General features: G+C 36.4%; 17 protein-coding genes. 6 read left to right on the plus strand and 11 right to left on the minus strand.

Annotation, left to right across the window (positions count from 1 at the left end):
* Positions 1-94: 94 nt before the first annotated feature.
* From ACYIAJ_RS10350 to ACYIAJ_RS10385, 8 genes are all read right to left on the minus strand, one after another.
* Positions 95-1,054, minus strand: a complete 960-nt coding sequence (locus ACYIAJ_RS10350; protein ID WP_483564758.1) for an ABC transporter substrate-binding protein — start codon at positions 1,052-1,054, stop codon at positions 95-97.
* 151 nt (positions 1,055-1,205) lie between these two features.
* Complete coding sequence (gene fdhE, locus ACYIAJ_RS10355) at positions 1,206-2,114, minus strand: formate dehydrogenase accessory protein FdhE (RefSeq protein WP_483564759.1); 909 nt, start codon at positions 2,112-2,114, stop codon at positions 1,206-1,208.
* Positions 2,115-2,205: 91 nt separating this feature from the next.
* Complete coding sequence (locus tag ACYIAJ_RS10360) at positions 2,206-2,922, minus strand: formate dehydrogenase subunit gamma (protein WP_483564760.1); 717 nt, start codon at positions 2,920-2,922, stop codon at positions 2,206-2,208.
* Positions 2,915-3,889, minus strand: coding sequence for a formate dehydrogenase subunit beta (gene fdxH, locus ACYIAJ_RS10365; protein ID WP_483559931.1), 975 nt, complete (start codon positions 3,887-3,889; stop codon positions 2,915-2,917). The genes ACYIAJ_RS10360 and fdxH overlap by 8 nt, the downstream gene beginning before the upstream one ends.
* A 14-nt stretch (positions 3,890-3,903) precedes the next feature.
* Positions 3,904-6,972, minus strand: a complete 3,069-nt coding sequence (gene fdnG / locus ACYIAJ_RS10370) for a formate dehydrogenase-N subunit alpha (protein WP_483564761.1) — start codon at positions 6,970-6,972, stop codon at positions 3,904-3,906.
* Positions 6,973-7,230: 258 nt separating this feature from the next.
* Positions 7,231-9,666, minus strand: coding sequence for a glycerol-3-phosphate 1-O-acyltransferase PlsB (gene plsB / locus ACYIAJ_RS10375; RefSeq protein WP_483564762.1), 2,436 nt, complete (start codon positions 9,664-9,666; stop codon positions 7,231-7,233).
* A gap of 257 nt (positions 9,667-9,923) precedes the next feature.
* Positions 9,924-10,697, minus strand: a complete 774-nt coding sequence (gene aroD / locus ACYIAJ_RS10380; protein ID WP_483564763.1) for a type I 3-dehydroquinate dehydratase — start codon at positions 10,695-10,697, stop codon at positions 9,924-9,926.
* A 114-nt stretch (positions 10,698-10,811) separates the two neighbouring features.
* Positions 10,812-11,684 (minus strand): shikimate dehydrogenase, encoded by an 873-nt coding sequence (locus ACYIAJ_RS10385; RefSeq protein ID WP_483564764.1) that lies wholly within the window; start codon positions 11,682-11,684, stop codon positions 10,812-10,814.
* Between the two features lie 167 nt (positions 11,685-11,851).
* Between ACYIAJ_RS10385 and ACYIAJ_RS10390 the strand changes: the two genes are divergently transcribed.
* The 4 genes from ACYIAJ_RS10390 (at position 11,852) to radA (ending at position 17,113) form a co-directional block, all read left to right on the plus strand.
* A complete protein-coding gene (locus ACYIAJ_RS10390; RefSeq protein ID WP_483559923.1) occupies positions 11,852-13,195 on the plus strand; it encodes a Na+/H+ antiporter family protein in 1,344 nt (447 codons plus the stop codon).
* A gap of 29 nt (positions 13,196-13,224) precedes the next feature.
* Positions 13,225-14,514 (plus strand): 16S rRNA (cytosine(967)-C(5))-methyltransferase RsmB, encoded by a 1,290-nt coding sequence (gene rsmB, locus ACYIAJ_RS10395; protein ID WP_483559921.1) that lies wholly within the window; start codon positions 13,225-13,227, stop codon positions 14,512-14,514.
* 235 nt (positions 14,515-14,749) lie between these two features.
* Positions 14,750-15,724: a phosphoserine phosphatase gene (serB, locus tag ACYIAJ_RS10400; protein WP_483559920.1), complete on the plus strand. Its 975-nt coding sequence runs from the start codon at positions 14,750-14,752 to the stop codon at positions 15,722-15,724.
* A gap of 9 nt (positions 15,725-15,733) precedes the next feature.
* Positions 15,734-17,113: a DNA repair protein RadA gene (gene radA, locus ACYIAJ_RS10405; RefSeq protein ID WP_483559919.1), complete on the plus strand. Its 1,380-nt coding sequence runs from the start codon at positions 15,734-15,736 to the stop codon at positions 17,111-17,113.
* 87 nt (positions 17,114-17,200) lie between these two features.
* Here radA and ppnN read toward each other — a convergent pair whose 3' ends face one another.
* Positions 17,201-18,577 carry a nucleotide 5'-monophosphate nucleosidase PpnN gene (gene ppnN / locus ACYIAJ_RS10410; RefSeq protein ID WP_091350515.1) on the minus strand — a complete coding sequence of 459 codons (1,377 nt, stop codon included), beginning with the start codon at positions 18,575-18,577 and terminating at the stop codon, positions 17,201-17,203.
* Positions 18,578-18,831: 254 nt separating this feature from the next.
* Here ppnN and ACYIAJ_RS10415 point away from each other — a divergent pair, with 254 nt between their 5' ends.
* Both ACYIAJ_RS10415 and ACYIAJ_RS10420 read left to right on the plus strand, forming a co-directional pair.
* Entirely contained in the window at positions 18,832-19,629 is a 798-nt protein-coding gene (locus tag ACYIAJ_RS10415) for a hypothetical protein (protein WP_483564765.1), read from the plus strand.
* 37 nt (positions 19,630-19,666) lie between these two features.
* Complete coding sequence (locus ACYIAJ_RS10420; protein WP_483564766.1) at positions 19,667-20,653, plus strand: putative type VI secretion system effector; 987 nt, start codon at positions 19,667-19,669, stop codon at positions 20,651-20,653.
* A gap of 77 nt (positions 20,654-20,730) precedes the next feature.
* Here ACYIAJ_RS10420 and ACYIAJ_RS10425 read toward each other — a convergent pair whose 3' ends face one another.
* Both ACYIAJ_RS10425 and ACYIAJ_RS10430 read right to left on the minus strand, forming a co-directional pair.
* Positions 20,731-21,054, minus strand: a complete 324-nt coding sequence (locus tag ACYIAJ_RS10425; protein ID WP_483564767.1) for a hypothetical protein — start codon at positions 21,052-21,054, stop codon at positions 20,731-20,733.
* Positions 21,055-21,093: 39 nt separating this feature from the next.
* Positions 21,094-23,736, minus strand: coding sequence for a tetratricopeptide repeat protein (locus ACYIAJ_RS10430; RefSeq protein WP_483564768.1), 2,643 nt, complete (start codon positions 23,734-23,736; stop codon positions 21,094-21,096).
* Positions 23,737-24,231 lie beyond the last annotated feature (495 nt).

Below are 24,231 nucleotides of genomic sequence, written 5' to 3' on the forward strand. Positions count from 1 at the left end.
GTTGGCTATCAGTTGTGTTTGTTGATTAGGAACGGTTGTTTGCATATTAAGAGCCTTGTCCACTTAATTAAACAAGGCTGTTAATTTATTTTATTCAATGATTTCCAATGAGTTTATCTGCCGATTTAATGACTTCTGGCGTTAATGTGATGCCTTGTTTTTTAGCTGCATCGGTATTGATGACAAGGCGTAGGTCTTTTCCTAGTTCTGGGGCTATGCTCCCTGGATTTTCACCTTTTAAAATACGTACAACAAGTTTACCTGATTGACGACCCACATCATAATAACTCATGCCGTATGCCGCAACTGCACCCCTTTCAATGGCATCAGGAAATGAGGCTAAAAGGGGAATTTTATTTTCATTGGCAAATTTGACTAAAGATTCGTAGGCTGAAACAACATTATTATCCGTTGTGGTATAGATCAAATCAACTTTACCTTTTAAAGAAGCTGCCGCTGTTGAAATATCTGCTGTTCTTTGAGCGGGTACAGCAAAAAGGGCGATCCCTTGTTCTGTTAATAAAGTTTGAAGGTGTCTTAGTACAACCGTTGAATTAATTTCACTCGGGCTATAAATATAACCGACCGATTTAACATTAGGTACGATTTTTTTCATGAAATCAATTTGTGGACCTATTTCTTGGTAATCAGACACCCCAGTAATGTTGGTACCTGTTGGTTGCCAATCTTTAGTTAATTTAGCCGCTATTGGATCGGTAATACCAGCAAAGACGATAGGAATGTGCTTAGTTGCAGAGGCGGTTGCTTGTGCGCTTGGTGTTGCAATTGCAACAATAACATCGGGCTTTGTTGTAGTAAATTGCCTTGCAATTTGAGCTGCAGTTGCGCTACTTCCTTGCGCACTTTTATATTGTACAGTCAAATTTTCATTTAACTTATAGCCGCTGTTTACTAGTTCATCTTTGACACCATCACGGATTTGATTTAATGATGGGTGTTCAACGATCGCCGTAATGGCAACATTTTTCATTGTATCTGCAAAACTATAAAAAGGCGTAAGTAATACTATTATTAATAAAATAAAGCGTTTCATAAAATACACTCATAAACTAGTACAATAGTTTTATTGTATCCTTATTCATCAGAAAAGTTAAGCTGTATTTTATGAATTAATGGTTATTATTAACAAAATCGTTATACGACCATCGTAAATTATTTCTTAATCATAGTTTTATATATGCTTTTTATTGGGCAAATATAAAAGGGTTTATTCCACTTTTGGCAAAGCCTTCTTCTTCTGTTTTGATGTCTAATATCAACGAGGCAATATCATCAGCAATGAGCTCAATGTGTGGATCTTTATCTTGATCGAGGATTTTTAAATAACTATGGCAAGCATCACAACATTCTGTTTTGATGGCGGATAGTTCTATGTCGAGCGAAAAGTATTGGATGTCTTTCATATTATCACAAGTCGTGCATTTGATTCGAGGTACATACCACTCACTTTCGCACAAACTACAATGCAAATAGCGTAAGCCATTGTTACTACCTAATTGGATGATACTGGCAACGGGCATGCTGTTACATACGGGGCATAAACAGTTTTTATCTGTACTTTCTGCTATTGCTTTACCTTTGATTTGGCTTGCTAGCTGGCTGTAATAAACCGACAAGCTTGACCAAATAAATAAAGCTTCGTTACCATCTACACAATCAAATTTACCATTGAGTAAATGTAGCGCTTTATCTTGTAATTGTTGGGTAGTATTTTGTTTAAGTTGCTCAATAACTAATGCTATTTGTTCGGTTGTTGCAGTTATCGAACTTAATAAGTTATTAAGATATTCTTGCCAAACGTTGGACAAAGGGAGGTTGTTTAAACTTAATGGTGGATATTTATCATTTAGAAGGTGAGATAAATCGCCTTCAGCCGAAGGCTGTTTGGCCAAATTAGCTTGTTGTTCGACGATTTGTGCGCAAAAATTTAAATAATCATTAAACGGGTTATTGGTCGCCAATGTTTTTAAACGCTTTGCTCGATGAGCATAAATATTTTGGGGTGATGGAAAAAAAAGTAACGGGATCTGCCTAATCACTGAGTTTGATGCTTGTTGTTCAAGTTGTTTTTGTGGGATTATTTTTATACTCATTGTACATTCTCATTGATTGTGATTTAGCTGATTATTGGCTTTATGTCATTAAGCGGAGTACCGCTGATGGTATGCTCAGCGGTAAAAATGGCTAAATAGGTTTATGTTCAATATCATTCTCGACGTCATGTTTAGCGGTAGCTTTGTTTTGCTCGGATTCAGTTTTAGCATTTAATTCTGCTTGATAACTTTTTTCCATTTCTTCTTCATACCAAGCGGAATGATTTTTTCGTGCCCAAGCACGTGATACGTAACCTGTTATCATCCCTTTAATTGAGCCTTTAACCCAAATTGCCATATAAGCATGACCAATAGCAAGTAGAATTAAACCAATAGCGGCAAGTGAGTGGAAAAATATTGCTATACGGACAATGGTAACAGAAAAATTATCTGAAAAATAACGGCGCCACATGATAAGTCCTGAGATCAATAAGACAAAAATTAAACTCATAATGCACCAAAATAAAAACTTTTGGCCGGCGTTATATTTACCAATTGGGATCCCTCTCTCTTTTCCTACAATGACGGATCTGAAGTTTTTTATCCATATTAAATCATTTTTATCAGGAATATTATGACGAGCTAATTTTAGAAACATAAACATAAGTAATACAAAAACGATACACCCCAAAAATGGATGTAATACTCTTACTAATTGTGGCGTGCCAAGGAATAATCCAAACAGTTTAATAGATGGAAAAAATAGGGATAAGCCCGATAGCGCAGTAAGAATAAATAGACACACCATACACCAATGACAGAAGCGAACAATCAATGGTGTTCTTAATATCATGTTTTTCTTATTCATGATGATTCTCCTGTTTTGATGAATTGGTACTATTTTTACGTTCAAAAATGGGTAAACCTAACCGTTTTCGAGCTTGTTTATCTGCTTCTTTCTCGTCTTCAATATCCTCCTCCTCGACAGCAACTGCACCAACTCCCATATAGTGGAACAGTAAGCCTCCAAAAGTTGCAATAAATGTAGCAGCAGAAAGTGGTTTCCAAATTCCTTTCCAAAATTTAACTATTTCGCTAATTTGTGGATCTTTTGGCAAACCGTGGTAAAGCTCTGGTTGATCAGCATGATGCAACACATACATAACATGCGTACCACCGACACCTTGTGGGTCATAAAGTCCGGCATGTTCAAAACCACGTTTTTTCAAATCTACAATTCGATTTTCAGCATGACGAATCATATCTTGTTTAGTACCAAAGTGAATCGCACCAGTTGGACAGGTTTTAACGCAAGCAGGTTCTTGCCCAACTGCCACACGATCCACGCATAAAGTACATTTGTACGAATGATTATCTTCTTTACTAATTCGAGGAATATTGAACGGGCAACCCGCAACACAATAACCGCAACCAATACAATGCTCAGATTGAAAATCAACAATACCATTAGCATATTGAATGATCGCACCTTCTGACGGACAAGCTTTTAAGCAGCCAGGATCAGCACAATGCATGCAGCCATCTTTACGGATAAGCCATTCAAATTTACCGTTAACTTCAACTTCGGAATAGCGCATTACTGTCCATGCTTTTGGCTCTAAATCAGCAGGGTTATCATACACACCAACGTTATTACCGATTTCGGCTCGGAGATCGTTCCATTCGCTACAAGCTACTTGGCAAGCTTTACAGCCGATACATGTTGTTACATCTATTAATTTTGCTACTTCTTGTTGATAATCGCGTGCTCGTGGCGCTGGCGTTAATGCGTTTGTTGCAGAGCGGCGAATAATATCTTGTGTTTGTAATGACATAATTCATTCCCCCCTTATGCCGCGCTGGTCACTTTTTCGATATTAACTAAGAATGATTTGTATTCTGGTGTTTGTGAATTTGCATCACCTAAATGAGGCGTTAATTCGTTCACTAAAAATCCTTTCTTTGTCTGACCTGTGAATCCCCAAACAATAGGAATTCCAATAGTTTCGATTTCTTTACCATCAACAGTTAATGTCGGAAGACGTTTTGTCACGACAGCTTTAGCTTTGATATAGCCTCGGTATGATGTCACTTTGACTGTGTCGCCTAATTTGATACCTTTTTTATTGGCTAAATTTTCACTCAGTTCAATAAATTGTTCTGGTTGAGTGATCGACGCTAATTTTGCATGTTGTGTCCAAAAATGGAAATGCTCGGTAATGCTGTAAGTGGTGCCAACATAAGGAAATTCGCTGGCATTGCCTAATCGCGCCAAGTCTTCTTTAAATACACGAGCTACTGGGCTACTGATTTGATTTGGATGAAAAGGGTTATTGGTAATTGGTGTTTCAAACGGTTCATAATGTTCAGGGAATGGCCCATCGACTAACCGATTTAAACAAAATAATCCCCCTAAACCATCATTATTCATAATAAATGCACCCGCACCAGCACTTGGTGGTAATGTTGCTGTAAAATCAGGAACATCGTTACCCACCCAACTTGAGCCATTCCATTTGACTAAAACGCGTTTTGGATCCCATGGTTTGCCATTTTCATCTGCTGAGGCACGGTTATAAAGCACTCGTCTATTCATTGGCCATGCCCAAGCCCAACCAGCATGAACGCCTTTTCCTGACGGATCGCTTGGATCGCGTCGAGCCATTTGATTTCCTTGCTCAGTCCAAGAACCGCAGAATATCCAAATACCTGATGAGGTTGTACCGTCTGCTTTTAATTGAGAAAAACCACTTAATAGCTGGCCTTTTTTAAGAATAACATTGCCATTGGCATCGGTTATATCAGCAAGTGCACGGCCATTATAATCTTTGGCTAATTCTTCAGCTGCTGGTCCTTCTGGATCTTCATAATCCCAAACTAAATTATCAATTGGTTCGTGATAAGCACCACCTTCTTCAGCGTATAATTCTTTAATTCTCAAAAAGATACGTGCAATAATTTCGGGATCATATAAAGATTCGTCAGGAGGTCTTGCTGCTGCCCAATGCCACTGTAGCCAACGAGAGGAGTTAACTATTGTTCCGTTTTCCTCGGCAAAACAGTTAGATGGTAATCTAAAGACTTCAGTTTGAATTTTGCTAGAATCCACATCATTTGATTCACCATGATTTTTCCAAAACTCAGCGGTTTCTGTAGGCATAGGATCAATGCTAACTAGGAATTTTAAGTTAGATAAACCTTCACGGACACTATTTTTATCAGGTAATGCAGCAAGTGGGTTAAAGCCCTGACAAATAAATCCATTAGCTTGACCGTCACGCATCATTTTACTGAATCTTAAAACGTCATAGGTTTTATCCCATTTTGGTAACCAGTCAAAACCCCAATCGTTATCTTTAGTCGATTTATCGCCATACATTGACTTCATAAAGCTGACAAAGAATTTTGGATAATTTCCCCAAAAATTCACCTCGCTCGAACCAAGCGGCTTTGGTGTTTTTTCTTCCAAATATTGAGCGAGTGAAACTTGAGACTCTTTGGGCAAATCAAGATAGGCAGGTAAGCGATTTGATAATAAACCGACATCGGTTAAACCTTGAATATTTGAATGGCCACGAAGAGCATTAACACCACCGCCCATTACACCAATATTACCTAAGATAAGCTGGATCATTGCAGCAGTACGGATAATTTGTGAACCATAACTATGCTGAGTCCAACCTAATGCGTATAGAAAAGTAGCAGCCCTATCATTGGTCTTTGTACTAGCCAGAGAGCGACAAACATGTAAAAACCCATCAATTGGGCTACCGGTCACTTTATTTACCATTTCTGGAGTATAGCGACTAACATGTTGTTTTAATAGATTCCAAACACAACGAGGATGGCTGAGCGTTTTATCTCTAAGCGCATAACCATTTTCATCTTTTTGATATGCCCAGCTTGTTTGATCATATTGGCGATTAGTCGCGTCATAACCGCTAAACAACCCACTATCGGCATCAAAATTGAAATCATCGCGCACAATAAGGCTTGCATTACTATGCGTGACTAAATACTCAAAGTTAACTTCGTTATGAGTAATTAGATAATTAATAATACCGAGTAAAAATGCAATGTCAGTTCCTGAACGAATTGGCACATAGTGATCAGCAACAGAAGCTGTTCGGTGAAAACGGGGATCGATGGCTATGAGCTCAGCACCATTATTAATTTTGGCTTCGATTGCCCATTTAAAACCAACTGGGTGAGCTTCTGCAGCATTACCTCCCATAACAATGACAACATTGGCGTTTTTGATATCGTTCCAATTATTGGTCATTGCACCACGTCCAAAAGTGGCAGCTAAACTTGATACGGAAGGACCATGACAAACGCGCGCCTGAGTTTCAAGGCTTAACATTCCTAACGCGCGGGCAACTTTAAACGCTAACCAACCTGTTTCATTACTGGCAGCTGATGTGACCAGCCATCCAGTTGTAGTCCAGCGATTAACAGTGTTGCCTTTGTCGTTTTTTTCAACAAAATTTTTGTCTCGATCAGCTTTCATTAAACGAGCAATGCGATCAATGGCATCATCCCAACTTATTCTTTGCCATTTATCTGAACCCGGAGCACGGTATTCTGGATATTTAACACGATTTTCACTTTTTATATAATCAAGAACACCAGCTCCTTTAGGACACAGTGAACCACGACTAACAGGGTGATCTGGATCCCCTTCAATATGAAAAATGGAAGATTCGGCATTTTTAGCCCCATCTCCTCGGCTATAAAGTAGCATTCCACAACCAACTGAACAGTAAGTACAGTTATTACGGGTTTCTTTTGATTTGAGTAATTTAAATTGGCGAGTTTGTGCAAGTGCGACATTCGGCGCTAGTCCGAGTGTGGCTACTGTTGTGCCTGCCATACCACCAGCGCAGATCTTAAAGAACTGTCTACGGTTAAACAGCATATGGACTCCTTAGAAAGCTGACATTACATTTTAATTTATTATATTATATTGGAAGCGATTGACGTCCTTACTAATTGTAATGATAATCTTTAATGAAATGGAAATAAAGGAAAAAACAAACAGGAATCCAGAAAATTTGATATGTGTCAAATTTTATACAAAATAGTTGTTATTTATATCAATCTATTCTCTATTGATTGGTTTATTATTGGCCTAAATTTGCCCATTTTGATAAATGGGCAAACTGCATTAGTGAACTTAGCTATTGGATTGCTTTGTTAAAGGGTTAATTTCGTCAATGGTTTGCATTACCCTTGTGGTAATAAGTGGTTTAAGGATTTCGTTCATTTTTTCAATTTTTGGTATGTTTTCGTCACCTTCATCATCTAGATAACCTTGTTCACGTAGCGATGCAACAAGAGTTGAAAATACGCCCTTATCAAAGAACTCAGGGGAATTAATACCGTGTAATACAGATAATCGCTCGGCAATTAATCGGCCTTCTTTTTCTAGCGTTGCCCTGCTAATTGTTGGATCTTTTTGTAATAAAGAAAACGCAATAGCATAACGTTGCAGTGTATCTCTAGATGATGAAGCAATTAATTGTAATCCTGAAATTTTTAAATAATTTACTACCAACTTATCTGTCGAATCATTAATTAAATTCAACTCGGTATAAGTTGCAATGATTTGTTGTACATATTCAGTAAGTTGTTCATCATTATGATAAAGGAATAACTCTGATTTGATTAAAGGGAAAAGTCGCTTTACTTGTTCTAAGATTTCGTCAGATGATATGTGGTTATGTTTAAGCACAATTCTAGCTATGATAGCAGGGATAATCAGCAAATGCTGAATATTATTGCGGTAATACGTCATTAATACTGCTTGTTCGGTAGTAAGACCGACCATTTCGCCAACTTTGTCGGTGGTAATAATGAATTTCCCCATATCTTTAGCGTGTTCAAATAATTCTTCGGGTGTCTGATCTGGAATAGTAATTAAATTTGAATAAGGGACTTTTTTAAGTAATTTTAAAAGATAATCAATATGTTCAACAAGTCTAACTTTGGTGAGTGCACGTTGGTCTGCAGCCAATAATATTGAGCAACATAAGTTCATCGAGTTAATTGCCGCTGATGAATTGATGTGTTCCATAATTTTCTTAGCAAGTAAGTTAGTTGTTGGGGTCAACCATTGTGGGCGTTGGGTTCCTGTTGGTTCGATAGCATCTCGCCATTCTGGAACGTGTTGGTTTAGAAATTGATTTAATGGAATAGGTTGACCAAAGTTAACATAACCAAATCCTAATTTTTTTAGTTTTAAAAATGCTTTGATAGTACGCCATAAACTCTCTTTTTCTTTTTTAGCTCCACGCAATTCGTTGGCATACGTTGCGACCTCTAATACATGTTCATAACCAATATAAACAGGAACAATGGCAATCGGTCTTGCATCACCACGTAGTAATGTTTGAATTGTCATCATTAACATACCCGTTTTAGGATCAAGTAACCGACCTGTACGTGAGCGCCCACCTTCAATAAAATACTCAACAGCATAACCACGAATAAATAACTCTGCTAAATATTCTCGAAAAACGGACGTATAGAGTTTATTACCACGGAATGAACGACGAATAAAAAACGCACCTAATCGTCTAAAAATAGGGCCGGCAGGCCAAAAGTTTAAATTAATACCAGCAGCAATATGAGGAGGTACTAACCCTTGTCGATAAAGTACATAGGATAATAATAAGTAATCCATATGACTACGATGACAAGGTACATAGACAATCTCTTGTCCATTTTGTGCTAATTCGCGAACGGGATCGGCATTGGTCACTTTGAGCCCTTGATAAAGCCTATTCCACGCCCAAGTAAGGACAAAATCAGTCACTCTAAGCATATGATAAGAAAAATTAGCGGCAATTTCGTTTAAATTAGCTAATGCATTTTTTTTTGCTTTATCAAGACTGATATTTTTACTTTTGGCTTCTTCTCGTATTGCTTCTGAAAGTGCTTGTTTTTTGAGGAGATTATTCAACATTGCTTGGCGAACAGGCAGTTTAGGACCAATTGAAGCCATGCGTTGTTTTGCAAAATGAATACGTGCAACGCGGGCCAGTTTATGTGCTAACACTGAAAGATCTTGTTTATCAACATGAATATCTTTAAACGAAACAGTATGAGAAAAACGTGTATAACAGTCTCTTCCTGATGTGATTATTTTTAGAAATTTACTAGTTGCACCAAGTACTTGTAGCGATAGCTTTTTTTTACCTTCTTTATCTGGCCGACGTCCAAACATGACCGAAACGGGTAACATTTGAATATCAAGATCATGATTTTGTTGATGTGCAGAAATATAATCTCTTAAAATACTAATAGATTTTTTTCTTTGTTGGTTAGATGCAAAAATACCGGGGCCTTTATCAATATAGATATAAGCAGGAACGGTTTTTCCGTTGATATTGATACCAATTAATGGATCCGGTAAATTATATTGCAAACACAGAGAGCGAATTACCATTAAATCGATTTGAGAATTGTAAGGTAGGACATATAAAATTGGCCTATCAGTATCAAGGTTTAATTCTGCTATTGGGTCAGTAGGAATCGGTTTACTTTTAACAAAAATTTTGATCAAAAGTTGGATAAGAAAAAAATAGACTTTAGTCCACCAAGAAAACATAAAAAAATAAACCTCATACTTTTGCGTTATTCATATACTTAAAAAGCGATGAATTGAGTATATACTTGTTATTACCCAATCGTTAGTAAATTTGCGTAATCTTTAGACAATATGATTAAAACAACCTAAAGTCAAATTATAACGGTTTATTGCTATCAACGCCACGAACCGAATTGGCTTTTATTGCTAATGGTGATTATATATTACTATCTATTGATTTATTAAGATAACTAACAGTTTTCTGAAATAATCTACCGTTATTGAGTTAACTTATTGTTTTGGTGTAATACTTCTAAAATATATCGTAATTGATTAACATCCAATTGTCCGGGTGCCGATGCATTTTTTGCAGCACCAAAGGTCATTGCTGAACCAAATGTCGAACCCGCAATACGACTAATAGCGCCTAGCCCCGCCATTGACATAGTAATAATCGGTTTTATAGCATATTTTTCGTTCATTTCGGTGGTGGCAGCCAGTAGGGTTAATACATCATCCGTAGTTTTGGGCATAACGGCAATTTTAGGAATATCAGCCCCTAAATCTTGCATTTTTCGTAATCGATTAACGATATCATTTTTAGGGGGTGTTTTTTCAAAATCATGGTTTGAAGCTATAACAAAGACCTGATTTTTGTGTGCAATATCAATAATATCTTTTACATAATCATCGCCAATAAATACTTCAACATCAATCAGATCGACAAGCCCACTACAGGCCATTTCTTTATTCAATTGAATATAAGAGGATAATGCCCAAGGTTTCACTCCGCCTTCGTTTACCGTTCTAAAGGTGAATAAAAGTGGTTTATTTGGTAATAAATCTACAATTATTTTAGCGACTTGTTTAACCGCATGAATGTCATCAACTTGGGTAAAATGATCGACTCGCCACTCTAAAACATCAAAATCAATTGATTGCAAAAACTTAACTTCCTCAATTAATTCTGCTTGAGTTTTACCAACAATCGGTACAATAATCTTTGGTGCGCCTACACCGATCTCAAGTTGTTTAATAGTGACTGTTTTCATTTTATTTCCTGTTAATTGTCGACAATTTTATTATAGGGTTTTATTTTATGGATTATATTTAAATAAAACAATAGAATAAGACGAGTTAATATAATGTTATCACATAAAGTTGAACTAATCGTTAAAGCCCATTTTCTCTTTTACGTATTCGATGGGTGCTTCTTCGCCTGTCCATATTTTTATTTGTGCAGCCCCTTGCCATAGCATCATGCCAATTCCATTTAAGGTTTTGCAACCTTGTTGTTCGGCCATTTCTAGTAGTTTTGTTTTACGTGGGCAGTAAATACAGTCTGTCACAATAAGATCTGAGTGTAACATGGTAGGATCGGTAATTAAACTTTGACCTTCTAATGGCTTCATCCCGACGCCTGTTGCATTACAAAGAACAGTACTTGTTGCTATTTCATGGCGTAGCTGCTTGTTGTCGGCAAGATCGATAACACGTACATGGCATTGCGTATTTTGGTTCAATTTTTTTGCAACTGCTTCTATTTTAGTATAGCAATCATCTTTTTGATTAAATATCACGATGTCTTTCACGCCATCAAGAGCAGCTTGCACGGCAATGGCGGTGCCTGCACCACCAGCACCAAGGATGGTAATTTTTTTGCCTATCACATCAATGTTAGCTTCTTTGAGCATACGCATGTAACCCATACCATCAGTGTTATAACCTGTTAAAACACCATTATCATTTGAAATAGTGTTACATGCTCCACTCATCTCAACGGCTGGAGTTAGTTTATCAAGGTATTGGCAGACGAGTTGTTTGTTGGGCATAGATACTGCACTACCGCGTAGACCTAATGCTCGGAGGCCTTTAATTGCATCAGGGAGTTTTTCTTGGTCAACTTCAAACGCCAAATAAACATAAGGCACATTCATTTTAGCATAAAGGGTATTTTGCATTTGTGGGGATAAACTATGGCGAATAGGATATGCCATTAAACCAATCAATAAAAAATTTCCGTCGATATTACTTCTCATTAACCATTCTCCACAACCAGTTTTGCTTTGGTTTTATTTTTAATAATTCTTCAACAATATATTTAGGATTTTGTCTACCAAAAAAGAGTGAGTATACACTATCAATTGCACTTTAACCATGTATCGCCTAGAATAATGAACTTTGTTCATTAATTAAAAATATATTTATGAATACAATACTTGAGTTGTTCTCGTCGATAAATGCCGTTGTGATAGCGGTAATTTGTATGTTAATTTTGTCGCTTTGTCGTGTTCATGTGGTTATTAGCTTAATTATTGGGGCTTTTATTGGTGGTTTATTTAGTCATTTGTCTCTAAAAGAAACGATTGATGCTTTTAATACAGGCATCAGTAATGGTGCCAACATTGCACTTTCTTACGCTATGCTCGGTGCTTTTGCGGTGGCGATATCAAAATCTGGTTTACCAGAGCTATTGGCTGATAAAGCAATACAACAGCTTACAACAAGTAGTGCTAAAAAGCGTATTAAATGGTTATTAATTATTATTATTGCGCTAGTAAGTGTTTCCTCACAAAATGTCATTCCCATTCATATTGCATTTATACCGCTTTTAATTCCACCTCTTTTATATGTGATGTCGCGATTACAACTCGATAGACGAATGATTGCCTGTATTATGACATTTGGGCTTATTACTCCGTATATGTTTTTACCTGTTGGTTTTGGTAACATCTTTTTGAATCAAATTTTATTAAAAAATATTACTGCATCGGGAATGGATGTGAGTCATGTCAATGTAATGCATGCCATGGCGATCCCAGCATTAGGAATGTTTGCTGGTTTGTTATGGGCAATTTTTGTCAGCTACCGTAAACCAAGAGAATATAAACTTATCCATGAACAGAAAAACCTTGATATGTTAAATAACGTCAATAAGCGTTCATTGATAGTGTCGTTATTGGCAATTGTTCTTTCATTTGCTATTCAACTTTATACTGGGTCAATGATTTTAGGTGCTTTAATTGGCTTTATCTGTTTTATTGTATCGGGGTCAATAAAGTGGGGTGAAGCCGATGGGGTGTTTACTGATGGTATTAAAATGATGGCAATGATTGGCTTTGTGATGATTTCAGCACAAGGCTTTGCCGAAGTACTTAAGCAGACTCACGAAATTGAACCACTAGTCATGAACAGTGCTGCTTTATTTGCGGGTAACAAAATTGTTGCTGCTTTTGTAATGATGTTAATTGGGTTAGTGATTACATTAGGTATTGGTTCGTCATTTTCGACTGTACCTATTATTGCCGCCGTTTATGTGCCACTGTGTGTTCAACTTGGTTTTTCGCCAATTGCTACTGTCTGTTTAATTGGTGCGTCGGGTGCGATTGGTGATGCGGGTTCGCCTCCATCGGATACCATTTTGGCAACATCGGCTGGGCTGAATAGTGATGGACAACATGATCATATTCGCGATAGTGTTATCCCTACATTTACCCATTTTAATATTCCGCTATTTATTGCGGGTTGGGTTGGATCATTAATCTTATAATCAACATAATTGTTGTCGTTTAGGTCATTATGAATAATAAATTACACCAAAATATTCGTGCAGTTTGTGCGCAAGCTATTTTTAACGTGCTGGAAGAGGGGCAGTCATTAAGTGCGACATTGACAGCTTTAAGTCATCAAATAGCCGATAAAGATAAGGCATTAGTGCAAGAAATCTGTTTTGGTGTGATGCGAGTATTACCAGAACTTAATTTCTATATTCACTCCTTAATGAGTAAAGTGTTAACCGGTAAAAATAGAATTTTGCACTATTTATTGTTAGTGGGGATTTACCAGATTCTTTATACCCGAATCCCAGAACATGCTGCAGTTGGCGAAACAGTCAATGCTGTTAATACACTTAAAAAAACACAACTTAAAGGATTAATAAATGGCGTACTACGCGAATTTTTACGCCAACAAACCTCATTACAACAAACATTTACACAAGATAGTAAGCAACAAAACCAGCAAACATTACACCCAAGCTGGTTGTTAACTCGTCTTAAACAAGCCTATCCACAGCAATGGCAAACCATCGTTAATGCTAATAATCAAAAGCCACCAATGTGGTTACGGGTTAATCTTAATCAATATTCAGTCAGTGAGTACCAACAATTACTTGCTGAGCAACAAATTGAATCCGATAGCTTTCCAGAGTTACCTAGTGCACTGCGATTATTGTCTCCTGTCAATGTGAACAAATTGCCATATTTTAATGAGGGTGCTGTTACTGTACAAGATCTGTCCGCTCAATATGCAGCTTATTTGCTTGCTCCACAAAATGGCGAGCACATTTTGGATATGTGCGCAGCTCCTGGTGGTAAAACCACACATATTTTAGACGTTGCTCCAAAAGCGCAAGTTTTAGCGGTAGATATTGATCCTAACCGAGTAAAACGTATTGTTGAAAACTTAGCTCGCTTAAAACAGCAAGCTGAAGTGAAAGTAGGAGATGGGCTAACGCCCGAAAATTGGTGTAAAGGGCGAAGTTTTGACCGTATTTTACTTGATGCACCTTGCTCGGCAACGGGGGTTATTCGTCGTCATCCTGATATCAAATGGTTACGCCGTGATAGTGATATAGCGCAGTTGACGGAATTACAATACACTATTTTAACTAAAATCTGGGCTTATTTAAAAATTGGTGGCACATTAGTTTATGCTACTTGCTCAATTTTACCTGACGAAAATAAATTACAAATTGAACATTTTTTACAAGAAAATCCCAACGCCAAATTGCAAGGTGAACTTAAACAATTTTTACCTACTGAAAATGGTGGTGATGGTTTCTTTTATGCTGTTTTAAATAAAGTGTAATTAATTTGCTTGTGTCTAACTGCTCACTCCTATTTTTATTTATTATTTGGTTGCTATAACTAGAGTTATTCAAATCATAAAGTGTTAATGCTAGTCTTTATGCTGTTAAAAAGTTTCATTTAATATTTTGTTTAAGTATAAAAATGGGTGAAGGTACAACTAAATCCTAACTTGGACAATCTTTAGTAGTTATGGTAAATTTTGGGCTTATTTTATGTTATGAAGACGTTTTAATATGGCTTATACGCTTACCTATAATGATTTACCTGAAAATATTCAACATTGGCAAGGTTTACCCCTTTCATTAAATGGTTGTGAAGTGGTTCCTTTAGATTATAATGCCGGTAAAACAGGCTGGATTATTTATGGCAAAAAATTAAATAAGACTATCTTGTCAAAATTCCAAAATCAGTTAACTATGCCTATGGTGATTGTTTCATCATGGAAAATCAAAACTTACCAAATTGTTCGTATTGCAGGGGTGATACCTAAAAAAGCCAAATCGATTTCATTAGCATTAGGTATTGATGTTGCCCCAATCGATAATTTACCCACGCTACGCTCCCCGGGGTTACTTGTTATGGACATGGATTCGACAGCGATTGGTATTGAATGTATTGATGAGCTTGCCAAATTGCAAGGGGTTGGTGAACAAGTTGCCGCAGTGACCGAACAAGCAATGCGTGGTGAGCTTGATTTTGCTAGCAGTTTACGCAAACGAGTGGCAACCTTAAAAGGCGCACATCAAGCTATTTTAGATCAAGTCAAAGACAATTTACCGCTGACTTCGGGGCTGACTTATTTAGTAAAAGAACTGCATAAAAAAAACTGGCATGTTGCCATTGCGTCGGGGGGATTTACCTATTTTGCTGATCACTTAAAGCAAAAATTAAAACTAGTTGATAGCTATGCCAATGAATTAGAGATTAAACATGGCAAATTAACCGGTAAAGTCAAAGGGCAAATTGTTGATGCTAAATATAAAGCAAGAACATTACAACAGCTAGCGGCATCATTGGAAATTCCTATTGAGCAAACTGTCGCCATTGGTGATGGTGCCAATGATTTGATGATGATCCGTATTGCTGGTCTTGGAGTCGCTTATCATGGTAAACCTAAAGTGGTTGAAAAGGCTAGGATTAGCATTAACTATGCTGATTTAACGGGGCTATGGTGTATTTTATCCACTAGTTTATTAAGTGAAGGTTAGGAGATTAAATTGGCAAAAGCAGTAAAACGTGCTTATGTTTGTAATGATTGCGGAGCAGATTACCCGCGTTGGCAAGGGCAATGTAGCTCATGTCATGCTTGGAACACTATTACCGAAGTTAGACTTGCTAGCGCATCATCGCGTAATGACCGATTAACGGGGTATGCGGGTAGTGGTGCTGGGCAGGCTAAAATTCAAAAATTATCCGAAATCAGTTTAGAGGCATTACCTCGGTTTTCAACTGGATTTTCAGAATTTGACCGCGTGCTTGGTGGGGGCGTTGTGCCGGGCTGTGCTATTCTTATTGGTGGTAACCCGGGAGCAGGTAAAAGTACATTGTTACTGCAAACCATGAGTAAGCTCTCATCAAAAATGAATACACTTTATGTAACAGGTGAAGAATCCCTTCAACAAGTTGCAATGCGTGCCCATCGCTTAGGGTTACCTGCTGATAATATCAATATGCTGTCCGAAACCAGCATTGAACAAATATGCTTACTGGCCGATCAGTCACAACCTAAACTAATGGTGATTGACTCAATTCAAGTAATGCACTTGACTGATATCCAATCATCCCCCGGCAGTGTTGCACAAGTACGCGAAACGGCGGCTTATTTAACACGTTTTGCCAAAACCAAAGGGATTGCCATTATTATGGTTGGGCATGTAACCAAAGATGGTTCGCTTGCAGGGCCAAAAGTGCTTGAGCATTGCATTGACTGTTCAATTTTATTGGATGGTGATGCCGACTCACGTTTTAGAACACTGCGAAGCCACAAAAACCGCTTTGGAGCAGTGAATGAACTGGGTGTGTTTGCTATGACCGAACAAGGTTTAAAAGAGGTTAATAATCCATCAGCCATCTTTTTAAGCCGTGGAGATGAAATGCTACCCGGTAGTTCGGTTATGGTACTGTGGGAAGGCACGCGCCCATTACTCGTTGAAATCCAAGCCCTTGTCGATCACTCTATGTATGGTAACCCAAGACGTGTAACTGTTGGTTTAGATCAAAATCGACTTGCGTTATTGCTTGCTGTGTTACACAGGCATGGGGGATTGCAAATGGCCGATCAAGATATTTTTGTTAATGTGGTTGGCGGGGTGAAGGTGACTGAAACCAGCGCCGATTTAGCGTTAATTTCGGCCTTAGTGTCCAGTTTCCGTAATCGGCCTTTACCTCAAGATATTGTGATTTTTGGTGAGATTGGCCTTGGCGGCGAAATTCGTCCCGTACCAAGTGGACAAGAACGCATTTCAGAAGCCGCTAAACATGGCTTTAAAAAAGCAATTGTACCGATTGCCAATATGCCTAAAAAGAAACCAGAAAATATGCAAATTTTTGGGGTAAAGAAAATATCAGAAGTGTTAGATATTTTAAGTAATTTTTAGCTAAAAATACACTTAATTGCCTTACCACTGAGCGACCTTGGCGGTAAGGCATAAATAGAGTATTAAAGTTAGGTTACCAAATAGGCACTAATAACAGAGCTCATAACATGGTTGATAAGCCGTTCCGCCCGGTAACTTCATACGATCTTGCTTAATAAAGCTACGCAATAAATTATCCATTTGTTTCATAATTTCGCTATCGCCTTGTAACTTATAAGGACCTTTTTCTGCAATTTGCTTCATACCAAACTCTTTAACATTGCCAGCGACAATACCTGAAAACGCACGACGCAAATCAGCGGCTAACAGTTCGACCGGTTGATCACGATGAAGATTTAATGACGCCATATTGGCATGTGTTGGCTCAAAAGGATGTTGCAATGATTCATCGATTTTTAATAGCCAATTAAATCCATAAGCATCGCCGGTTTTTAATCGTGAAGATTTAACGTGCTTAACACCCTCTTTCATAATGCGAGCGACCTGTTCCGGCGAATCAATCACAATTTGATAAAGCTTAGTTGCTTCATCGCCTAATGTGCTACGAATAAAGTTATCGATAGAAGCAAAATAGGCTTCACACTCTTTAGGGCCAGTTAAAATCAACGGCAATGTTTGCTGTTTATTGGCTGGATTTAGCAAAATACCCAGAATATAAAGTAGCTCTTCGGCTGTACCTGGTCCACCTGGAAAGATGATAATGCCATGCGCCATTCGCACAAACGCTTCAAGACGTTTTTCGATATCGGGCATAATAATTAGCTCATTGACTAACGCATTAGGGGGCTCTGCGGCGATAATTGACGGTTCAGTCATGCCAATAAAACGGCTCTCTTTATAACGCTGTTGTGCATGACCAACCGCAGCTCCTTTCATTGGTGCTTCCATTACACCGGGGCCACAACCAGTGCAAATGTTCAGCTCACGTAAACCCAGTTGCATTCCCACTTGGCGAGCATAGTAATATTCGTTTTCATTAATGGAATGTCCACCCCAACAAACGATCAAATTAGGCTCTTCGCCTACATGTAGCGCATTGGCATTACGTAAAATCGAAAACACAAGGTTAGAAATATAGAATGAATGATCTTTTTCAAGCTTGATATTTTCTATTAACTCTTTAATGGCAGTAATTTGACTATTTAAAAATAAAATATCGCGTAATACAGCAAACAGATTGGCTTGAATGGAGCGGATGATCTTACCATCAACAAAAGCGCTTTCTGGTGCATTCACTAATTCTAATTTAACACCACGCTCTTTACTGATCACATTAATTTCAAAAGACTTAAATCTATCTAACAGATCCTTGGTGTTATCGGTTTTGCTGCCGGCATTTAATGTTGCTAATGAGCAATTCCGATATAATTGATAAAGCTCGCTGTTTGCTGACTTTTTTAAAAGATCGACTTCAGCCTGAGCGAGTAAATCCATTGATCCTAATGGGCTAATATGGGTAATCATCACAACCTCTATTTTGACGGTTTTATCAACAAAACGACTATTATATACTCAAACTGATTGAATAGGAAAAGTGGATCAATTTAATCAATTCAACACTTTGTTTTTAATTGATAATTTTGAATAAATGTTCAAAATTAAGTAACTTATTTTGAGTTAAATATTAAATGAATTAATTTTTATTGTGGTTAATAGCTTAATCATGCTATAAAATTATTTGGTATTTTAATTATGAAATTCAACAAGGTATAGAGTTAATGAGGAATGATTTTTACTTATTAAAAGGAACTGTAAGTTGTTTACAAGTAGATAAAAATCCGCAACAAACTGACACTAAGCTGACGATGACGGATCGAATAGAAAAAGATTTTTATGCGGTGTTTTGTTCAATTATAGCATTGATTTGCTTTTTTATTTGTTGTCGTCCGCCTTTAAGGGGGCAACGCTTTTGTTGCCAGATCGGCAATAAAAAAGTAGAGGGAAGGCTTAACAGGATTGGTTTTAATGAGGGCGATTATGTTGAAATGCTTGTTAAGCCGAAAAAAAATGATGTTTACCAGCCTTATGCCGTACGAATTCCGAAACAACATGCGATAATTTTCCCGCAACATATTGGTTTAACAACGTTCGCACTTTTAAAAGTTATTTTTATTTTGATGACGGTATTTGCCGTTGTTTTCCTACTTATTTTGTTAATTATTGAACTATTTAACGATTGTTCATTAAATTATATTTTTAACATATTTAAATACTGTTTTTTGGGGTGGATCATTGCAATTATTGTTTCTTTTTTGATAGGTGGAGGAGGATACTCTTTTATTTCCAATCAAATTTATGCCTGTTTTGGGTATGAAAAACCATGGAAATATGATTCTGAAAAAGAAAAGGAACGCTTTAAAAAATTGTATCGAATCAATGATCCTGAAATATTTAACGATCCACAGAGCCCTGACTTTGAAAAATTCAAAGAATTTAAAGCATTAACAAATTACTACTGTAGAACGCCAACTTTACCTAATTGGGTTAAAGTCATTGATGAACGAAACAAAAAATAACAAATAATTCAACAGATAAATATAAGGAATAAAAAATATGGAACAGAATATAGGCGATAGCCATTATTACCAAATTATTACTGGTTATATCACCGATCTGGAGGTCTATGACACGCGAGAAAGTTATCTTAATGCTCGCAAACTAGCTGGACGCCCTGATGTCAATTTACTAACAATAGGGCATTTAGATTTAGTTTCTATGGCTAATAGTATGAAAATAACTTCAGCAAAAATTGAAAACATTGATTACGATACAGCCGATATTGAGCAGTATTTTTGCTGTAAATTAGGTGATAAGGTGATTGAAGGCGCATTTTGTCGAACCTTTTTTAATGAGGGAGACTACGTGGAGGCGGTTGTTGATCCACTAGCTGGTGGAAGCTATTTTGCTTATGCATTACGCCGTCCTGCCGATAAGCTTTTATGGTTACATCCTTATGCAACAGAGGGAACAGAAGCTGGCAATTCAAAACTAAATATACCTATTTTACCGCGTATTTTCCTTATTGGTGCTGGAGGATTGGGGGTATTTACTTTCTTTTATTTTGTAGTAATGGCCTTTTCTAAAAATAATTTTTCGCTACTTCTTATGGCTGTTATGGGATTATTTTTTATTTTACCAACTTATTTATTCTCTTCTGCATTAAAAAAATCAAAATCCGGTTCTGCTATTGCTGATAAGATTTTTGCGACTTTGGGGTATAGTAATCCTAAAACGTTTGATATTGAAAAAGAATATAATGTTTTTGTCGACAAATTATTCGATTTATATAAACAATATTGTGAAAATCACAATGGATATTTAGCGACTGATGAAGATACATATAATGAGTTTATTGATCATTATATACATCAGCAATCAGAAGATGATTCTCAGGACGATATATTACTAAAACAATATTTACGTCAAACTAAAAAAATAGACGGGATTCAATGGGCATTCTTTTATGTTAATACGCCAGCCATCCCTAGCTATATTAACGTTATTCATACCGAAAACCACAATGACAGCCATGGGCAATAATGGTTAGTTGTTGAGTGTTTTATTCAGCTCTGGAAACAAAAACACGGGCAAAATCCCGTGTTTATTGTTATTTGGTTTTATAGTGGTATACAATTTTCAAGAAATTTTTGCTCATCATCATAGCCAGAAATAAAATTATAACTTATTGGGTTATCGCCATATTTGATCGATACAATGCATTTAAATGCAACTGTTTGACCTCTAGAATTATAAAGTTCTTGACGTGTATCATAAATTTTTACCACCTTTTCCTTGATAGGGAAAAATGATTGAATGGAAAGATTATTTTCCTGCCATAAATAATATCCGCCACTTATTGTTAATATTAATAACACTATAGCAAATACCCAAAATTTTGAGCGGGAAGTTGTTTTGCTTGATATAATAATTGAATCATTCATCCCTAATATCCTATATTAACTCACTAAACTTAAACATACCTATTCTTGGTTTAATTCCACATGGGTTAAAGGAAGAAAACGATATAAATTACGGTATTGATTAAGTTTATCATTCGTTTTTGTTAATTGTTCTGCTGTTAATTGTGCTTTTAATTCTTGTACTTTATTTAATGCTTGGGTTTGATTATGCTCTACCAATAAACTGTACCAAACATAGGCAAAAATGTTATTTTTTGGAATATCAACACCTTGCTCATGCATATCGGCAAGTTCAAACCACATTTGATAAATATCAGAAGATGAAAGCATCTTATCAGCATAAATATATTTCGACTCGGTATAAGTCTGTTCAGGCAATGCCGAAACATAATCGGCTAAATCATTTCTTAATAAAATCGCTTTAGTGTGTTGGTAAATGCTATTGGGAATTTGACGATAATCAGAATTTAAATAAGAATCTAAAGTATAATATCTGATAAGTAATTCGGCAGCACTAACATTACCTGACTTAAGCAACATTTTGATTTTTGAAAGGTAATTATCATCTCTTGAATCGTAATATCTCTGAGTATTATTCAATAATTCAATGATCGCATAATGATTTTGATTATCTGCTAAAGTATTAAGCTCTTTTTGATATTGCTCATCTGTTTTTGTAAATTTGTAGTATTTCAATTTTAAGAATTGCTTATATTGATCATCCTTATAGATGCTATCAATCCAAGAAAAAATTAAATTTTGCTCTGGTGTACAAAGAAAATAATTCTTATTTAATTGTTTAACTAATTCTCTCTGCGCCAAGGTATTGCTCTGTGTTGCTAACTCAATTGCGGCTTTACAACCCTCATAAGTTTTTAGGCCATTACGATCAGAATTATGTTTTGTAAGATGATAAATCACTTTAGGTGACGGATTATTTGCCTTTTGTACCTTTAGCCAATCCTCACCATCAACCATCACCGTTGGTGAACGGTAAGTTTGCTGATGCTCAATGTATTGTGTAGTTAACCATTCAAATTCAGGGTGAGATTTGTCGATAGTGATCAAAAAATTTTGCGCTGGCACATAATATTGTTGTGCCGCCAAGTCAAGATATCGCCAAGCTTCATGATAATTTTGCTCAATATTTTTGCCTAAATAATAAATTACCCCTAACCGATAATTTGCCGCTGCATACCCTAAATCGGCGGCCTGCTTGTAATATGATATTGCTGTGTTGGTATCTTGAAGAATAAAATCATATACCGTACCAAATCGGTATAAAATTATTAGATTATTTGGCTCAATTTTCAATGCAGCTTGGTAAAGCTTGATTAATACATTGCTTGACTTACCCATAAGGTTTTCAGCATCACGATAAAAGCCATAAGCAATTCCACGATGTTGAGCTAATGCCAGCAAAGGAGAAGTATGAGGGAATTCTTCTAAATCGCTATAGGATTGTAGCTCTTTGTCAAGTTGAGCATAAAAAATTTGTTCATCTTTTAAATTATCACCAAAAATCGCTTCTACGGTTTTACTGGCGTTTTCAATATAAAGATTATTGGCATAATCGAGTTTAGCTTGTATTTTTTTAAATTTATCAGGATAAATTGTTTCAAAAAAAGCACTATATTCAATTGTTTGGTTATTATCGATATTTTCATAAATAGGTTTAATGACATTAAGTAAAAACTGCTCTTGCAGGGTTTGTTCATTAGACGATTGAATATCGAAATTAACATCAGGATTAATGTTCATCCCTAAATGATAATATGTTGCCGCTTCCTTGGGATCCCTTTCTACGCCTAAACCGTTTAAATAAAGCCAAGCTAGTTGAAAAGCCATTTTTTGCCTAGTCTCATCTTCAAGTGATCGACCTTTTACAAATTCAATTAACCATTTAGCTGCCCATGGATAATTAGGTTGTTCTGATTTTGAACCGTCTATCTGGCCTCCGTTCAAAAAATAGTCGACTATCTCGGTTGCTGCATCCCATTCATCATTATATTTCATACTCCCCAAACTCTGTTCAAGCCAATATAAAGCCATTTTGGGGTTATTAACTTTATTTTTATAGAGTTGATAAAGTTGATATTGCGGCGCATCGTAAGATCCAAAATCATCACTTTGGCTTGCCATTTCATAGTATTTTATTGCTTTATCATAATCAGCTTTAACCTCTATGCCTTGATGATAAAGCTTACCTAATACATATTGAGCTAGACCTACGCCATTTTTCATTAATTGCTTGTCAAACTTACTGTTTCCTTCAGTTATATTAAGTTTTGCTTTATCTGAAATCGGTGATGCGGCCTTCTCTAACCAATACAAACCTTTTTTAATATCTTTATCGACTAATTCTCCCTCAATATAGGCTATGCCCAAGTCTGTTTGGGCAAGGGGAGATGGGGATGAATTTTCGGCTGCTTTAGTTAAAAATTCGATATATTTATCGGCCGATTTATCATAGCATCCTTCCAATTTTTTATTTTTTGACTTGAGATAAAACTGATTTGTTTCACAGTCCAAATCTTTATTTTTAACCAAAGGGTTATAAGCATGAGCAACTTTATATTGAGCGATGCTATCGTGCTTATTTATTGCCAAAGACCAAACGTTTTGTGAAATTGTATCGGCAAAGGCATCACTTGAAAAAGCACACACCATTGAAAATAAAGATAATAATTTTAAATTTCGCATTAATTATCGTCCATATTAATCGCAAACAGCCTAAAGGGTAGTGGTATATCATTAAATTAGCAACATCTAAATCATCAATTCACCGCATAATAGCCAATCAAACTCAATAAAATAAACTGATTTAACTTATTATATTTTATTAAGTTTATTCTGTAATCAATTGACAGGGTTAACAAATCTTTACAAATTTTTAACAAAAAAGCTAGCGCATTATTGCTCAAGCGGTTATAATTTAAGCGCTTTCAAAGCAAGGGAGTGCTCATTAGTTGAGCGGTCAATTATAAAAAATTCAAATAAAACAAAAATTTACTTGACAGGATAATCGAAATGCGCTATCATACTTGGCATCTGGCATCTGGCATCTGGCATGCCAAACCTACGCCCTAAATCTTTTTCAATATCATCGTAGTCAAAATCAGACTCCATTCTTATTTTTATCACCGAAATCATCTAGCTTAGTGAACTCGCCGAGTTTATCGGTAGGGTTGTTGTCGA

The organism is Gilliamella sp. X-46 (assembly GCF_057063525.1).

What these genes read in the sequence shown, in the direction of transcription:
- rsmB (WP_483559921.1), top strand. Translation starts at nt 13,225, where the DNA reads ATGAATAATAAATTACACCAAAATATTCGTGCAGTTTGTGCGCAAGCT.
- ACYIAJ_RS10425 (WP_483564767.1), bottom strand. Translation starts at nt 21,054, where the DNA reads ATGAATGATTCAATTATTATATCAAGCAAAACAACTTCCCGCTCAAAA.
- ACYIAJ_RS10360 (WP_483564760.1), bottom strand. Translation starts at nt 2,922, where the DNA reads ATGAATAAGAAAAACATGATATTAAGAACACCATTGATTGTTCGCTTC.
- plsB (WP_483564762.1), bottom strand. Translation starts at nt 9,666, where the DNA reads ATGTTTTCTTGGTGGACTAAAGTCTATTTTTTTCTTATCCAACTTTTG.
- ppnN (WP_091350515.1), bottom strand. Translation starts at nt 18,577, where the DNA reads ATGATTACCCATATTAGCCCATTAGGATCAATGGATTTACTCGCTCAG.
- ACYIAJ_RS10415 (WP_483564765.1), top strand. Translation starts at nt 18,832, where the DNA reads ATGAGGAATGATTTTTACTTATTAAAAGGAACTGTAAGTTGTTTACAA.
- ACYIAJ_RS10385 (WP_483564764.1), bottom strand. Translation starts at nt 11,684, where the DNA reads ATGAGAAGTAATATCGACGGAAATTTTTTATTGATTGGTTTAATGGCA.
- ACYIAJ_RS10390 (WP_483559923.1), top strand. Translation starts at nt 11,852, where the DNA reads ATGAATACAATACTTGAGTTGTTCTCGTCGATAAATGCCGTTGTGATA.
- fdxH (WP_483559931.1), bottom strand. Translation starts at nt 3,889, where the DNA reads ATGTCATTACAAACACAAGATATTATTCGCCGCTCTGCAACAAACGCA.
- fdhE (WP_483564759.1), bottom strand. Translation starts at nt 2,114, where the DNA reads ATGAGTATAAAAATAATCCCACAAAAACAACTTGAACAACAAGCATCA.
- ACYIAJ_RS10420 (WP_483564766.1), top strand. Translation starts at nt 19,667, where the DNA reads ATGGAACAGAATATAGGCGATAGCCATTATTACCAAATTATTACTGGT.
- serB (WP_483559920.1), top strand. Translation starts at nt 14,750, where the DNA reads ATGGCTTATACGCTTACCTATAATGATTTACCTGAAAATATTCAACAT.
- ACYIAJ_RS10430 (WP_483564768.1), bottom strand. Translation starts at nt 23,736, where the DNA reads ATGCGAAATTTAAAATTATTATCTTTATTTTCAATGGTGTGTGCTTTT.
- fdnG (WP_483564761.1), bottom strand. Translation starts at nt 6,972, where the DNA reads ATGCTGTTTAACCGTAGACAGTTCTTTAAGATCTGCGCTGGTGGTATG.
- ACYIAJ_RS10350 (WP_483564758.1), bottom strand. Translation starts at nt 1,054, where the DNA reads ATGAAACGCTTTATTTTATTAATAATAGTATTACTTACGCCTTTTTAT.
- aroD (WP_483564763.1), bottom strand. Translation starts at nt 10,697, where the DNA reads ATGAAAACAGTCACTATTAAACAACTTGAGATCGGTGTAGGCGCACCA.